Origin of the sequence: Nonomuraea sp. NPDC050556 (genome assembly GCF_044457355.1) — a bacterium.
GTDB lineage: Bacteria > Actinomycetota > Actinomycetes > Streptosporangiales > Streptosporangiaceae > Nonomuraea.
Map to the genome: position 1 here is coordinate 320,919 of NZ_JBITGU010000008.1, position 14,369 is coordinate 335,287.

Genomic DNA, 14,369 nt, shown 5'->3' on the forward strand with positions numbered 1-14,369 from the left:
AGCCTAGGGGCACACCGCCCGGTACGGCACGCCGGGCACCAACCGCGCCCACTCCTGCGCCGTCAGCGTCCGCCCGGCCCGCGCGCACACCCTGGCGGCCACCCCGTCGCCCGCGACCGGGTGGGAGCGCACCGTCCCGTTGCCGTCCACGGTGACGACCGCCGACCCGTCCGCGGTGAACGCCAAGGAACGGATCTGCCAGATCTCCGGGTCCTGCCCGCCGCCGCTGTCGGCGAGCGTGCCGAGGCCCGCGCCGGAGATCGGGTCGAGCAGCCGTACACGCCCGCCTGGCTCGGCCACGGCGACCAGGTCCTCGGCCGGGGAGTAGGCGGCGACGGCGACGTCGGCCGGACGGGCGCGCGCCACCGGTCCCATCGGCCGCCGGGACGCGAGGTCCCAGCGGGTGAGCCTGCCCTGCGTGTCGAGCACCACCAGGGCGCCCGCGCGGGTGAAGAAGGCGCGCAGCCCCCGAGACCCGAACGGCTCTCCGCGCACCTTGCCGGTCGCGGCGTCGACGATCCGCTCCTGGTCCCCTGCCGACGCCAGCAGCTTGCCGTCGGGGGAGAAGGTCACGCCGGTGACCCTGCCGAGCTCGGCGCTCCACAGCTTGCGCCGGGCCCGCCAGTCCCAGACCTGCGTGGCGAACTTCAGGTGCGTGCCCCCGTCGTCCGGGCTGCCCAGCCCGATGGCCAGCCGGTCCCCGGACGGGCTGAAGGTGGCCTGCAACGGCCCGGCGGAGCCGTACCGCGCGTCGAGCACCGTGGCGCGCCCACCCTCCATGACCGTGACCCTGTCCTGGGTCACGAACGCCATGACCTTCCCGTCGGCGCTGAACGCGACGGAGTCGGCGGCCGGGACCTTGCCGAGCACCTTGCCGGTCGCGGCGTCGCGCAGCACCTGGTCGGTGACCACCCGCTGCCCGCCGGGGGCGAGCGTGGCCTCTCCGACCAGCGTGTCCGCCGGCTTCACTGCCAGGTCGGAGACGTTGACGGAGAACACCCGGTCGGCGACGAGGTAGCGGAACACCTTCCCGTCGAACGCGCCGCGCGGCGTGGTGGACTCCTCGCCCTCGCCGCGCACCGGGACGCTGGTGAGCAGCTGGGTGTCCGCCATGCGCCAGAACTGGATGGTCCTGTCGTCCGCGGAGGCCAGCAGCGTGCCGTCGGCGCTGACGGTGACGACGCCCCTGTTCCAGGTGCCCTGGGTGCCCGCGCCGTCCTTGTCGCCGATCTCGTCCGAGGCGCCGGTCCTGAGGTTGGTCAGCGTCAGGATCGACGCGCCTCTCTCGGCGGTCTTCCACTGGCCGTCCAGGCTGGTCTTGGCGTCGAGCCGTTTCCGCGCGCCGGTGGCGGGGTCCCAGCGGTAGGCGTCGCCGGTGATAGTGATCACCGGGGCGGTGCTGTAGAAGGAGGCCTCGGCCCAGCCGTTCAGCAGGTCGAGCTTCTCGGCGAACCGCCACGTGCCGAGCGGCTCGCCGCCGGGCAGCCGCCAGGCCCGCGCCGCCGCGTCCGTGACGACCAGCAGCGTCGTGTCCGACAGCGCGACGTGCGCGAGCGCGCCCTCGACGCCCTCGATCGTCGCGGTCCTGGCGCCGGAACGCACGTCCCACAGCCGTACGGCGCCGTCGCTCGCGCTGGCCAGGGTGTGCCCGTCCGAGGAGAGCGCGCGGACGGCCCCGGCCGCCGGGTCGGCGAACGCCGCCGTCTCCCGCATCGCGAGCGAGCCGTTCAGCGCCGCCCTGGTCTGCGGGGTGCGGGCCAGCCGCCACGCGGCCGCGCTGTAGAGCATCGCCAGCTTCGGGTCGGTCCTGCGGGTCGCCTCGGCCAGCGTGGCCAGCCTGGACGCCTCCGACGTGGCGAGCTGTCCCGCGATCTGCTCGGCGCGCGAGTCGGCGAGCAGACCCTGCTGTACGGCCAGCCCGCCCGCGACCAGCGCGATCACCAGCAGCCCTGCCAGTCCGAGCGACGCCAGCCGCGTGCGCCTGGCCCTGCGCCTGGTGAGGACGGCAGCCGCGGACAGGAAGTCCCGTTCCGCGGGGGAGAGCGTGATGTGCCTGCGCGCCGTGGCCGCCCACTGCAACGCGTTCTCCAGGCTGCTGCCCTGGAACAGGTCGCCGTCCCTGCGCCCGGCCGACGCCCAGCGCCTGGCCCCGGTGAGGATCTCCCGGTGGACGGCCAGGCCGTCCCTGTTGCTGTCGATCCAGCGGCGGAACCGCGGCCACGCCTGCGGCAGCGCCGGTCTGGCGAGCCGTACCTCGTCGTCCGTCCTGGACAGCAGGTAGCCGAACACGTCGAGGATCCTGGTGATCGCCGCCACCTCGGGCAGCGACCGGCCCTCGACCAGCTCGGACAGCTCGGCTGGCCGTACGGACAGCTCACCGGCCTCGTCCACGGTGACCAGCCGCAGGAACACCTCGGGCGCCAGCTCGCGCTCGGCCGGGTCGAGCGAGGTGTAGGCGTCCTCGGCCAGCGTGCCGAGCGCGGGGTCGTCGGCCTGCGCGCCGATCCCGGCGGCGCGCAGGCCACCGGCGGCGAGCAGGCGCGGGGTGTCCAGGCCGCCGTCGCCGCTGACCAGCGCGAGCAGCAACTGGCGCGCGGTCGGGCGTAACGCGGGCTCCTTGGCGAGCGCGGCGGCGACCATGGGGCGCAGCGTGCCGGGCAGCAGGTCCAGGTTGGGGGAGGACGACAGCACGCGGTGCATGACGCCGCCCAGGCTCTCGGCCTGGAACGGGTCGGCGCCGCTGGCCGCGAAGATCATGACGCAGGCCCACGCGAAGACGTCGGCCGGGGGTCCTGCGCGCTGGCCGGTGAAGACCTCGGGCGCCATGTAGGTCGGCGTGCCCGTCACCACGCCGGTCGCGGTGAGCGACATCTCCGCGGTCCTGGCGATGCCGAAGTCGATCACCCGGGGGCCGTCCGGGCCGAGCAGCACGTTGTCCGGCTTGAGGTCGCGGTGGATCACCCCGGCGTCGTGGATCGCGGTCAGCGCGGTCGCGATGGCGGTGGCGAGCCTGTGCAGGTCGTCGCCGCGGAACCGGCGGCCGTCCTCGACGCACTTGCGGAGGCTGGGGCCCTCCACGTACTCGCTGACGATGTAGGGGCGCGGCCCGCCGAGCTCGGCGGCGATCACCGGGGCGGTGCAGAACGACGCCACCCGCTGGGCCGCGGTCGCCTCCCTGCCGAGCTGGGCCACCTGGTCGCCGTGCAGCACCTTGATGGCGACGCGGCGGCCGTCCTCGGCGTAGGCCTCGTAGACCACGCCCTGCCCGCCCGCGCCGAGCCGTCCGGCCAGCCAGTAACCGCCGAGCCGCTGGGGATCTCCTTCGATCAGCACGACAGGTTCGATGCGTTCACTGCCGACAAAGTTGCCAGTAAATTGCCCTATATGCGCATCACCGTAATTGAGCACGAGGCCGACGCGGGTCTCGGCTACCTCGCGGACTGGCTCGGCGTGGACTGCGACGTCGTCCGCCCCTACCTGGGCGAGACCGTGCCGTCACGCGCAGCCGACGGCCTGATCGTGCTCGGCGGCGAGGCGTCCGCCTGGGACGACGAGGGGTATCCGTGGCTGCCCGCGACCCGTGCGCTGCTGCGTACGTCGGTCGAGGACGGCACGCCCACGCTGGGCATCTGCCTGGGGGCGCAGCTCATGACGCTGGCCTGCGGCGGCACGGTCGAGCGCGGGGCCGAAGGCCTGGAGGTGGGCGCGTGCGAGGTGACGTCGCTCGGCGTCGCCGACCCCCTGCTGGGCGAGGTGGGAACGGCTGTCGCGATCCAGTACCACCAGGACGCGATGACCACGCTGCCCGAGGGCGCGGTCCGGCTGATGACCGGCGCGATCTACCCCAACCAGGCCTACCGGCTCGGCGGGCGCGCCTGGGCCGTGCAGTTCCACCCCGAGGCCACCCCCGACATCTTCACCTCCTGGACCACCGCGTCCGGCCTGCAGGGGTACGACGAGGCGGTCAAGGAGGCCGAGCCCCGGCTCGTCGCCGCGTGGCGGCCGATGGCCGAGGCGTTCGGCGAGATCGTCAGGACGACCGCCTAGAGGTCACCAGGTGGGCGATCCCGTGCACCCCGGCCAGCGCGGCCGGGAGCATCGCCAGCCCCCAGAGCGATGACTTCCTGGCGTCGCTCTCCTCCAGCTGACGCCACGCCCACACCGAGTAGGGGATCACCACGAGCGGCGCCGTGACCACGCCGGGCGTGTAGCGGCGCATCGCCGCCGCCTGGGCGAGGTGGATCACCCCGTGCAGGCCGAACCCGGCCAGGGCGGCGCGGAAGAACCCGTTGCGCCCCTCGGTCGCGGCCCCCGCGGCCGACGCCGCGGCGATCACGCCGCCCATCAGCCCGATGCTGACGTTCACGTGCGCCTGCGACTGCGCGAACCGCTCGGGCAGGTTCTTCCGCGTCCATTTCGCCATGGTGAGCAGCTCCTCCGCGTCGTGCACCATCCACGCCGCCAGCAACCCCCACGTGACCTTCCTGGACACCATGATCTCTCCTTAATGCAACGCAACGTTGCGTTGTATTCAATGCCTGTCGCAGGGGCCTGTCAAGATGGAGGGGTGCCGCGCATGGAGTCCACCGCCGCCCGCCTGGCCAAGCTCGGCTTCGCCGACGGAGCACGCGCCGAGCGGCTGCTCGCCGAGTCGGAACCGGTGCCCGACGAGCTGCTCCGGGCGCTCGTGGCGGTCGCCGACCCCGACCTGGCCCTGACCTCCCTGGTACGGCTGGCCGAACGGGACCCCTCGGTGCTGGGGGTGGAGGGCGTGTCGCGCGACCGCCTCCTGGGCGTGCTCGGCGTGAGCGCCGCCCTGGGAGAACACCTGGTCAGACACCCCGCCCACGTCGCCCTCCTCGATGTGACAGCCCCGAAGGACGACGCCAGAACCGAACTCCTCCGCGCCGTCGGCGCCGAACGGGGCAATCCCGAGCCCCGGGCCACCGCCGCCGATGCGCTGGTCGCGTTGCGTGTGGCCTACCGGGGGCGGTTGCTCCGGCTGGCCGCGCTCGACGTCACCGGTGAGATGGCGTTCGCCGACGTCACCTCCGCGCTGTCCGACCTGGCGGGCGCGGCGCTGGAGGCCGGGCTGGCCATCGCCAGATCAGAGGTCCCAGCCGACGACGTGCGGCTGGCCGTGATCGGCATGGGCAAGTGCGGCGCCCGCGAGCTCAACTACATCAGCGACGTAGACGTGATCTTCGTCGCCGAGCCCCGCGACGGCGCAGACGAGACCAAGGCCCTCCAGACCGCGACAAGGCTGGCCCAGGCCATGATGCGCGCCTGCTCCGCCGCCACCTCCGAGGGCGCGCTCTGGGAGGTCGACGCCGGGCTGCGCCCCGAGGGCCGCTCAGGCCCGCTGGTGCGCACGCTCGCCAGCCACCTGGCCTACTACCGCCGCTGGGCCAAGACCTGGGAGTTCCAGGCCCTGCTCAAGGCCAGACCGGTCGCGGGCGACCTGGACCTCGGCTCTTCCTACGTCGCGGCCGTCAACGAGCTGGTCTGGTCGGCCGCCACCCGCGAGAACTTCGTCGAGGACGTCCAGGCGATGCGCCGCCGCGTCGAGGCGCACGTGCGCGCCGAAGGCGAGCGGCAGCTCAAGCTCGGCCCGGGCGGCCTGCGCGACATCGAGTTCGCCGTCCAGCTCCTGCAGCTCGTGCACGGCCGGGTCGACCCGCTGCTGCGCCGCAAGGCCACGCTTCCCGCCCTCGCCGCGCTCTCGCGCGGCGGCTACGTCGGGCGCGAGGACGCCAAGGCGCTGGCCGAGGCCTACACGTTCCTGCGCCAGGTCGAGCACCTGCTGCAGTTGCACCGGCTGCGCCGTACCCATGTCCTGCCCACGGGCGAGGACGACCTGCGCAGGCTCGGCCGGGCGCTGGGCATGCAGGGGGACCCGGTCGGCGAGTTCACCGCGCGCTGGAAACGGCACGCGCGCGAGGCGCGCCGCCTGCACGAGAAGCTGTTCTACCGCCCGCTGCTGCAGGCGGTCGCCAGGCTGCCCGACACCGAGGCCCGGCTGACCACGGCGGCGGCCGCCGCCCGGCTACGCGCGCTGGGGTTCGAGGACCCGGACGGCGCGCTGCGCCACCTGGCCGCGCTCACCACGGGCGTGTCGCGCCGGGCGGCGATCCAGCGCACGCTGCTGCCCGTCATGCTCGGCTGGTTCGCCGACACCCCGGACCCGGACGCGGGCCTGCTGGGCTTCCGCCAGGTCAGCGACAAGCTCGGCACGACGCCCTGGTACCTCAGGCTGCTGCGCGACGAGACGGCCGTGGCGCACCGGATGGCCCGCCTGCTCGGCACCAGCCGCTACGCCACCGGCCTGCTGCTGAACGCGCCGGAAGCGGTCGAGCTGCTCGGCTCGGACGAGTCCCTCGCCCCGCGCCCGGTCGCGGCGGAGGCGGCCGCCGCCGTCGCCAGGTACGGGCCAGACGCCGAGGGGGCTGTCGCCGCGGTGCGCGCGCTGCGGCGCAGGGAGCTGTTCCGTACGGCTGTCGCCGACCTTGCGGGCGTCATCGACATCGAGCAGGTCGGCGTCGCGCTGTCGGCGCTGAACGACGTGACCATCCAGTCGGCGCTCGACGCGGCCATCAGCAAGGTCGCCCTGGAGCGCCGCCACGCCCTGCCAGCCGGGTTCGCGGTCATCGCCATGGGCCGCCTCGGCGGTGAGGAGTGCTCCTACGGCAGCGACGCCGACGTCATGTTCGTGCACGACTGGGACGACACCGAGGCCGCCTTCGCCGTCGCCAACGAGCTGCGCCGCCTGCTCGCGCTGCCCGCGCAGGACCCGCCGCTGCTGATCGACCCCGACCTGCGCCCCGAGGGACGGCAGGGCCCGCTCGTGCGCACGCTCGCCTCCTACCGCGCCTACTACGCGCGCTGGTCCTCGCCCTGGGAGTCGCAGGCGCTGCTGCGCGCCCGCTTCGCCGCGGGCGACCCCGGGCTCGGCGCCGCGTTCGCCGCGATGATCGACGAGATCCGCTACCCCGACGGAGGCCTGCCGGAGCAGGCGGTCAGGGACATCAGGCGGCTCAAGGCGCGGATGGAGGCGGAGCGGCTGCCCAGGGGCGCCGACCCCGGCCTGCACACCAAGCTCGGCAGGGGCGGCCTGTCCGACGTGGAGTGGGTGGCACAGCTCCTGCAACTGCAGAACGCCGCGCACGTGCCCGCCCTGCGCACCACCAGGACCCTGGAGACGCTGCGCGCCGCGGTCGCCGAGGGGCTGCTGGCCGAGGACGACGCGGCCGTGCTGTCCGAGGCGTGGCGGTTCGCCTCGCGGATCAGGGACGCCATCATGCTCGTCAAGGGCCGCGCGGGCGACATGGTGCCCAGCGACGCCAGGGAACGCAGGCTCATCGCCAGGACCCTCGGCTACCCGCCGGACGGGTCGGAGGACTTCCTCGACGACTACCGGCGGGTCACCCGGCGCGCCCGCCAGGTGGTGGAGCGGGTGTTCTATGCCTAGGTTCGGGGTCAGGGAGCTGTCGCTGGCGCTCATGCACCGCATGCGCGACCTCAACCCGGAGCGGGTCGAGGACGCGCTGTCGCAGATCGGGGCGACGCGGGCGGAGCTGCGGGCGGCGCACACCCAGTGGACGGCGATGGCGCACTCCAGCCGCGCGCCCAAGGGGCTGGCGGTGCTGCGCATGGCGCTCGGGCCGCAACGCCACTCGGGCTCCAGAACCATCGGGGCGCTGACCTGCGAGGTCGCCCGGTGGGCTCTGCCGTACTGGCCGGGGTTGGAGCTGGAGGCGCTGGTCGGTCCGGACGGCGAGGTGTGGAACCTGTGGTTCGTCCGGCCCTCGGGGGAGCTCAGGCTCGGGCTGGACGAGCTGGTGCCGTGGACGTGCGTGATCGCCGACGTGGCCGCCAGCTTCCCTGGCGCGATCCAGGGCGAAGGGGGCGCTCCGCAGCACTGGGTGGTCGACTTCACCCACGACGGCCGGCCGTACCGCGCCCTCTTCGTCTACGGTCTCCTGCAGCGGGTGCGTTGATTTCCTTGCGGCGGCCTGTCCCCGGGGTGTATCAAGGCGCGGGGTGATCGCTTTGCTGTCTCTTTACGTGGACATGGCCATCGGGCTCGTCATGCTCTTCCTCCTGCTCTCGCTGCTGGTCAGCGGGGTCAACGAGGCCGCGGTCCGGCTGCTGTCGGTCCGCAGCAAGTTCCTGTGGGCCTACCTGCGCGACACCATGGACGGCGCGCAGGAGGGCGCCAGGTCGTGGCTGCCCGCCACGGTGCGCGGCGTCTTCACCGTGCTGCCGTTCCTGCGCGACCCGCGCCCCAAGTTCGACGAACGCCCCAGCCCCGCCGAGGCCAAGCCGATGCCCGCCGGGACGACCGCCGCCGACGACGCGATGACCAAGCTCTTCTACGAGCGGGTGCGCGAGATCGACCACGGCAAGACCGGCAAGACCAGCATCTCCAACATCCCGCCAGGCCGCTTCGCCGGAGCCCTGATGGAGATGGCCGCGGGGGAGAAGGACGGCGTCGAAGGCCTCCTGGTCAAGCTCAAGGACCTCAACAGCCCGCTGTACGGTCACCTCAAGGGCGTGTGGGAGTCCGCGCAGCGCGACATGGAACGTTTCCGCCAGGGCGTCGAGAGCTGGTTCGACACCGAGATGCAGCGGCTGTCCATGCTCTACAAGCGCTACGTCAAGTGGGTCGTCGCGGTGCTCGGCCTGGTGATCACGCTGCTGTTCAGCATGGACGGCATCGAGTTCACCAAGACGCTGCTGCGCGACAACGCCTACCGGGCCGCCGTCTCCGCGATCGCGGGCAGCGCCGAGGGCACCGAGTCGCTCAAGGAGACCTGCACGCCCGGCGTCGACCCCTACAAGTGCGTCACCGACACGCTCAGCTCGCCCGCGATGGTCAAGGTGTTCGACCACGCGATCATCAGCCTGCGCATCCCCGAGGACGGCGACCCGAGCGTGAGCTGGAACGGCGGCATGTGGTGGCAGCGCGTCACCACGCTGAGCCACTGGCCGGGCTACCTGCTGACGTTCGTGGCGCTGCTGTTCGGCGCGCCGTTCTGGTGGGACCTGTTCCGCCGGATCACCGGCATCCGCGGCCGCCAGTAGGATCGTCAGGCTCCCCCCAGGGCCCGACCGGGGGAGTGCCATGTTCTTTCTGGCTTTGGCGTTGATGATGCCGCAGGTGACCGGGCTGGACCTGCCCGCCGCGACCGACCGGTTGCGCGAGGCGGGTATCGAGCAGGTGGCGGCGGTCCCGCTCGACGGCGGGTTCGTGGTGACCCGGCGCGACTGGGTGGTCTGCACCCAGTCGCCCGCAGACGGCGACCCCTACACCGGCGGCACGGTCACGCTCGGGGTGATCGAGAAGCGAAAGGGATGCCCATGATCCTGGAGACCGGCCGGCTCGTGATGCGCTCCTGGCGCGAGGAGGACCTGGAGCCGTTCGCCGCCCTCAACGCCGACCCGGAGGTGATGGAGTTTTTCCGCGCGCCGCTGAGCCGCGAGGAGAGCGACGCGTTCGCCGGGCGGATCATGGCGCGGATGGACGAGCTCGGCTACGGGCTGTGGGCGCTGGAGGTGCGTGAGACCGGGGAGTTCATCGGCTTCACCGGGCTGGCGCTGCAGACGTTCGAGGCGCACTTCACCCCGGCCGTCGAGGTCGGCTGGCGGCTGGCCCGGTCGGCCTGGGGGCACGGCTACGCCTCAGAGGCCGCGCGCCGGGCACTGGACTACGGCTTCGCCCAGGCGGGGCTGGCGGAGATCGTGTCGATGACGGCGGCGATCAACGTGCGCTCGCGCGCGGTGATGGAGCGGATCGGCATGACCCGCGACCCGGACGACGACTTCGGGCATCCGGCTGTCGAGCCCGGCCATCCGCTCCATCCGCACGTGCTCTACCGGGTGGTCAGGTAGAGGAGAAGGTGAACCAGTTGACGTTGACGAAGTCGGCCGGCTGGCCGCTGCTGAAGGTCAGGTAGACGGTGTGGGTGCCGGTCACGGCGGCGATGTTGGCGGGGACCGTACGCCAGCTCTGCCAGCCGCCGGTGTTGGCGACGGCGAAGTCGCCGATCGGGGCGGCGGTCGGGCTGTCGAGCCGCACCTGCACCAGCCCGCTCACGCCGCCGGCCGCCCCTGAGGCGACGCGCGCCTTGAACTGCCTGGCCGCCTCGGCGCCGAAGTTGACGCCGTCGAAGCGCAGCCAGTCGCCGTTGGCGATGGCGCCCACGTTCTGGCCGCCGCCGGTGTCCGTGGTCGGCTCGACGATCGTGCCCGACTGGGCCTGGTAGGCCTCGGCCTGGATGGTGGAGCGCGCGTCCACGCCGCCGGGTGTGGTCGGCGTGATCGTCGGGGTCGGTCCCGTCGTGCCGCTCTGCCAGACAGCCACGTAGTCGACCACCATCGGCCTGCCGGACACTGTGGCCGCCGTGGGCGTCGGACCGGCGAGCGCGTCGGGGAACGCCCCGCCCATGGCCACGTTCAGCAGGAGGAAGTATCCGGCGTGGCTGGTCATGTTCGTCCAGGTCGCCGCGTCCACCTGGGACTGGCTGACGCTGTGGAACTGCTGGCCGTCGACGTACCAGCGGAACTGGTTGGGCGCGACGCTCCTGTCCCACTCGAAGCGGTAGGTGTGGAAGGCCGACTGGCAGGACGCGCCTGGGCAGGCCCTGCTGGCGGCGATCCCGGAGGTCTCGTTGCACGGGCCGCCCGGGTTGACGCCGCAGTGCAGGACGCCCCACACCGAGTTGAGCCCGTTGACGTTCTCCATGATGTCGAACTCGCCGATGCCCGGCCAGTTCCAGTAGTTGCCCCTGTACGGCTGGCCGAGCGCCCAGAACGCCGGCCAGTAGCCCAGCGCGGACTGCCCGGTGACGTTCGGCATCTGGATCCTGCCCTCGATGCGCAGGATGCGGCCGTCGGCGGGCTTGAAGTCGGCGCGCCTGGTCTCGATGCGGGCCGAGGTCCAGTTCTGGCCGCTGCCGAGCGGGGTGATGCGCAGGTTGCCCGCGCCGTCGAGGCTGAGGTTGGACGGGCTGGCGGTGTAGTTCTGGATCTCGCCCGTGCCCCAGTTGCCCGGTCCGCCGGGGTAGGCGTGGCCGGTGTCGATGATCCAGTTGTTGCCGTCCGGCAGGGTTCCCGCCGAACCGTTGAAGTCGTCCGACCAGACCAGGGACCAGCCGGTCGGTGGGGGCGGCACGGCGGCTGTGGCGCGTAAGGCGGTGGTGACGAGCAGTCCTGCGGCCAGGACGGCGGCGACCGCCGCCCATCCGGTGCGGGTCATCGCGGCTCCTTCGAGTCAGAGAGCGCTCTCTTAACCCGATCTGAACACGCTGTTTACACGCTGTCAATCAAGGAGCGGGGTGACCGCCTCCATGAACGTCTCCACCATGCCCTTGCTCTTGCTGTAGTAGGACGTCAACGCCGAGCCCACCCAGTCCCCCTGGGTGAGCTGCTCGATCCTGCCCAGGTCGGCGCCGGGAAAGAGGCGTACGACCAGGCCGCCCGCGTGGGCCAGCGCGAGGAGCGCGACGGTCCTGTCCGAGGCCCACTCGCCGTCCAGCGCAGCCGCGATGCGGTCTCTGACCTCCCGCTCGAAGCGCGGCTCCGCTTCGGGAAAACGCTCTCTGGCCAGGAATCTGCCCGGCTCGCGCACCAGCGCGCCGCGCTCGGCCAGGCGGTTCAGCAGGCGGGCGCGGCGGCGGGTGGAGTAGAGCATGCCGAACCAGGTGGCCGGGGTGCAGGAGTGCGGGAGCTCCAACAGGCGGGCAAGGGCGTGGTCGAGCTCCTCGTCGCCCGCCCTCGTGCGGTCGATCACCCGGACGCCGCCGTCCTCGTCCAGCTCGATCCGCTCCTCCACGGCGAGCTCGGACAGGAGGGCGGCGGCCAGCAGGAGGGCGATGCGCTCGTCCGGCAGGAGGGGCCTGCCGTCCCGCTCGGCGTGGGCCAGGAGGGTGAACTCCTCTGCGATGGTCAGCATGGTCCGAGTGTGGCCGGTGGCGCTTGCACGCCGGTAGACGCGGTTGTCACCGGCCGCCCGTGACATCCGTCAGGCCTGCCAGCTCCTGCCATTGGCGCATGGGCAGTTCGGTGGGGTCGGCGGTGAGCACTTGCAGGCACACGTGGTCGGCCCCGGCCTCGAAGTGTTCCAGGACGCGCTTCTCGATCGCACCGGCGTCGCCGTACGCGACGATGGCGTCCACCAGGCGGCGGCTCGGGCCGGCCAGCTCGCTCTCGTCGAAGCCCAGCCTGCGCACGTTGGCGGTCTGGTGCGGCGCCTGGTCCACGTAGAACTTGACGTGCTGGGTGGCGATCTCGCGCGCCCTGTCCACGTCGTGGTCGAGCACCACGGCCTGCTCGACGGCCAGGAACGCGTCCTGGCCCAGGATCTCGCGGCTCCTGCGGGTGTGGTCGACGGAGACGAAGTAGGGGTGCGCGCCCAGCGTGCGCTCCGCGGCCAGGGCCAGCATCTTCGGCCCGAGCGCGGCCAGCACGCGGCGGGGCGGCTCCTTCGCGGCCGGCGCGTTGAGGGGGACGGCGTCCATGGCGTCGAGGTAGGCGGTCATGGACCGCACGGCCTTGCCGACGACCGGGATGTCGTAGCCGTCCATGGGGATGGGCTGGTCGGTGACGCGGTGGCCGCCGAGGCCCAGGAGGTAGCGGCCGGGGTGGGCCTCGTTGATCGCCCGCTCGGCCGCCGCGGTGGTGATCGGGTCGCGGTAGGCGATGTTGGCGATGCCTGAGGCGACCGTGAGGTGCTCGGAGGCGTTGAGCGCCATCCAGGCCTGGCTGAACGTGTCGCGGCCGAAGCCTTCGCCGAACCAGAGGGTGCCGTAGCCGAGCTCCTCGATCTCGGCCACCGCGTCCTTGAAGGCGGGGGCGGGCTGGTGGTCGAGGGCGAAGGTCCAGATACCGATTTTTCCGTACACAGGGCAATCCCTTTCGCTGGAACCGGAGAGGTTCTCCGGTTGGTACAATACGGAGAGGTTCTCCGGTTTTGCAACTAGGGGGTTTCCGGTGCGGGCGGATGCGCAGCGCAACTACGACCATCTGGTCACGACGGCTCGGGCGGTGTTCGCCGAGGAGGGGCCCGACGCGTCGCTCAACGAGGTGGCGCGGCGGGCGGGCGTCGGGCCAGGGACGCTCTACCGGCACTTTCCGACGCGGGAGGCGCTGCTGGTGGCGGTGTTTCGGGAGCGCATTCTCACGTTGTGCGGGCAGGCGTCGGAGATGACGCTGGCCGAGTGGCTGCGGGTTTTCCTGGTGCACGCGCAGACCGATGGCGGGCTCTCGGCCACGATGGCGTCATCGTCGGGGCTCGACTGCCACGCGTTGCTGCGGTCGGCGGCCGGGGGACTACTGGCCAAGGCTCAGGAGGCGGGCGAGGTGCGGGCGGACGTCGAGGTGGACGACCTGTTCCAGCTGATCACCGGGCTTGCCCAGGCGCCGCGCGCGCAGCGGCTGCTTGACCTGGCTCTGGAAGGCGTCATGCGCTGAGCGCGTAGAGGACGTCGCGCAGGCGGTCCTCGCGGCCGCGTTGCCAGGCCAGGCGGAGGGCCAGGGGCGGCGCGTCGAAGGCGATGCGCCTCAGCGCGCCCGACGCGAGATCCGCCTCGACCACGAAGTCCGGCAGCACCGCCACGCCCAGGCCCTGCCGTACCCACTCGCGGACCGTCGCGACGGTCGGCAGCTCCCTGCGCGGCAGCGACGGGTCGATCACCCGGTCGGCGGCCAGTCGCGCCGAGCACTGCCCGGAGGTCACCAGCATCGTCGGGTCCGTGCGCTCAGGGGCCTCGACCATGACCAGCGCCACCTCGCCCACGTCCAGGAACTCCAGGTCCCGCGGCGGCGTGAAGCCCAGCGCGCCGAGCTGCGGCCCGGCGTCGAGCATGAGCCCCGCGTCGAGCTCGCCGGTCGCGATCTCGCCGAGCAGCAGGTGGCGGGGGAGCGAGCGCACCTCCAGGTCGATGTCCGGCCTGCGCTCTCTGAGGCGTCGCACCACGGCGGGGAAGCGGGTGGCGGTCAGCATCTCCAGCGCGCCGACCCGCATGCGCAGGCGCTCGCCGGTGACGGCCCGCCGTACCTCCTCCGCGTGGTCGAGCAGGCCGCGGGCGCGGCTCAGCAGCTCGTGGCCCTGTGGGGTCAGCCGCATGCCCTGCGGGGTGCGGTCGAACAGCCTGACGCCGAGCGAGCGCTCCAGCGTGCGCACCTGCTCCGACACCGAGGCGGGCGCGAGGCCGATTGCCTCGGCCGCGCCGATGACCGTCCCGGAGCCAGCCACCGCCACGAATCCACGCAAATGCCGCAACTCCATGGTGACCAGCATACGGTTTTTCCGAATGCCCCAGCTTGTTACGCCTGTTGAGTGGCTCCGGAGCTTTGGCGAGGGTTGCGGT

General features: G+C 72.5%; 13 protein-coding genes. 7 read left to right on the forward strand and 6 right to left on the reverse strand.

Annotated features, from left to right (window positions below; translation table 11 throughout):
- Window positions 1-3 precede the first annotated feature (3 nt).
- Window positions 4-3,333 carry a protein kinase gene (locus ACIBG8_RS53710; RefSeq protein WP_397351192.1) on the reverse strand — a complete coding sequence of 1,110 codons (3,330 nt, stop codon included), beginning with the start codon at window positions 3,331-3,333 and terminating at the stop codon, window positions 4-6.
- 51 nt (window positions 3,334-3,384) lie between these two features.
- Here ACIBG8_RS53710 and ACIBG8_RS53715 point away from each other — a divergent pair, with 51 nt between their 5' ends.
- Window positions 3,385-4,047, forward strand: coding sequence for a type 1 glutamine amidotransferase (locus ACIBG8_RS53715; RefSeq protein WP_397351193.1), 663 nt, complete (start codon window positions 3,385-3,387; stop codon window positions 4,045-4,047).
- Here the strand turns inward: ACIBG8_RS53715 and ACIBG8_RS53720 are convergent.
- Window positions 4,031-4,495, reverse strand: a complete 465-nt coding sequence (locus ACIBG8_RS53720; protein WP_397351194.1) for an HXXEE domain-containing protein — start codon at window positions 4,493-4,495, stop codon at window positions 4,031-4,033. The two genes, ACIBG8_RS53715 and ACIBG8_RS53720, sit on opposite strands and share 17 nt — an antisense overlap.
- 81 nt (window positions 4,496-4,576) lie before the next feature.
- Between ACIBG8_RS53720 and ACIBG8_RS53725 the strand changes: the two genes are divergently transcribed.
- The 5 genes from ACIBG8_RS53725 to ACIBG8_RS53745 are packed head-to-tail and all read left to right on the forward strand — an operon-like array spanning window position 4,577 to window position 9,891.
- Window positions 4,577-7,468 (forward strand): bifunctional [glutamine synthetase] adenylyltransferase/[glutamine synthetase]-adenylyl-L-tyrosine phosphorylase, encoded by a 2,892-nt coding sequence (locus tag ACIBG8_RS53725; protein WP_397351195.1) that lies wholly within the window; start codon window positions 4,577-4,579, stop codon window positions 7,466-7,468.
- Entirely contained in the window at window positions 7,461-7,997 is a 537-nt protein-coding gene (locus tag ACIBG8_RS53730; protein WP_397351196.1) for a hypothetical protein, read from the forward strand. Before ACIBG8_RS53725 ends, ACIBG8_RS53730 begins: the two co-directional genes overlap by 8 nt.
- A gap of 43 nt (window positions 7,998-8,040) precedes the next feature.
- Window positions 8,041-9,084, forward strand: a complete 1,044-nt coding sequence (locus ACIBG8_RS53735; RefSeq protein ID WP_397351197.1) for a hypothetical protein — start codon at window positions 8,041-8,043, stop codon at window positions 9,082-9,084.
- Window positions 9,085-9,124: 40 nt separating this feature from the next.
- Entirely contained in the window at window positions 9,125-9,364 is a 240-nt protein-coding gene (locus ACIBG8_RS53740; protein WP_397351198.1) for a hypothetical protein, read from the forward strand.
- The gene (locus tag ACIBG8_RS53745) at window positions 9,361-9,891 is read left to right on the forward strand and encodes a GNAT family N-acetyltransferase (RefSeq protein ID WP_397351199.1); all 531 of its coding nucleotides are present in this window, start codon (window positions 9,361-9,363) and stop codon (window positions 9,889-9,891) included. Before ACIBG8_RS53740 ends, ACIBG8_RS53745 begins: the two co-directional genes overlap by 4 nt.
- Here ACIBG8_RS53745 and ACIBG8_RS53750 read toward each other — a convergent pair.
- The 3 genes from ACIBG8_RS53750 to ACIBG8_RS53760 form a co-directional block, all read right to left on the reverse strand.
- Window positions 9,884-11,257 (reverse strand): glycoside hydrolase family 16 protein, encoded by a 1,374-nt coding sequence (locus tag ACIBG8_RS53750; RefSeq protein WP_397351200.1) that lies wholly within the window; start codon window positions 11,255-11,257, stop codon window positions 9,884-9,886. The genes ACIBG8_RS53745 and ACIBG8_RS53750 overlap by 8 nt on opposite strands.
- 63 nt (window positions 11,258-11,320) lie before the next feature.
- Window positions 11,321-11,953, reverse strand: coding sequence for a GPP34 family phosphoprotein (locus tag ACIBG8_RS53755; protein WP_397351201.1), 633 nt, complete (start codon window positions 11,951-11,953; stop codon window positions 11,321-11,323).
- A 46-nt stretch (window positions 11,954-11,999) separates the two neighbouring features.
- Window positions 12,000-12,902, reverse strand: coding sequence for a TIGR03620 family F420-dependent LLM class oxidoreductase (locus ACIBG8_RS53760; protein ID WP_397351202.1), 903 nt, complete (start codon window positions 12,900-12,902; stop codon window positions 12,000-12,002).
- An 88-nt stretch (window positions 12,903-12,990) separates the two neighbouring features.
- Between ACIBG8_RS53760 and ACIBG8_RS53765 the strand changes: the two genes are divergently transcribed.
- The gene (locus ACIBG8_RS53765; RefSeq protein ID WP_397351203.1) at window positions 12,991-13,470 is read left to right on the forward strand and encodes a TetR/AcrR family transcriptional regulator; all 480 of its coding nucleotides are present in this window, start codon (window positions 12,991-12,993) and stop codon (window positions 13,468-13,470) included.
- Here the strand turns inward: ACIBG8_RS53765 and ACIBG8_RS53770 are convergent.
- Entirely contained in the window at window positions 13,460-14,287 is an 828-nt protein-coding gene (locus ACIBG8_RS53770) for a LysR family transcriptional regulator (RefSeq protein ID WP_397351204.1), read from the reverse strand. The genes ACIBG8_RS53765 and ACIBG8_RS53770 overlap by 11 nt on opposite strands.
- Window positions 14,288-14,369 lie beyond the last annotated feature (82 nt).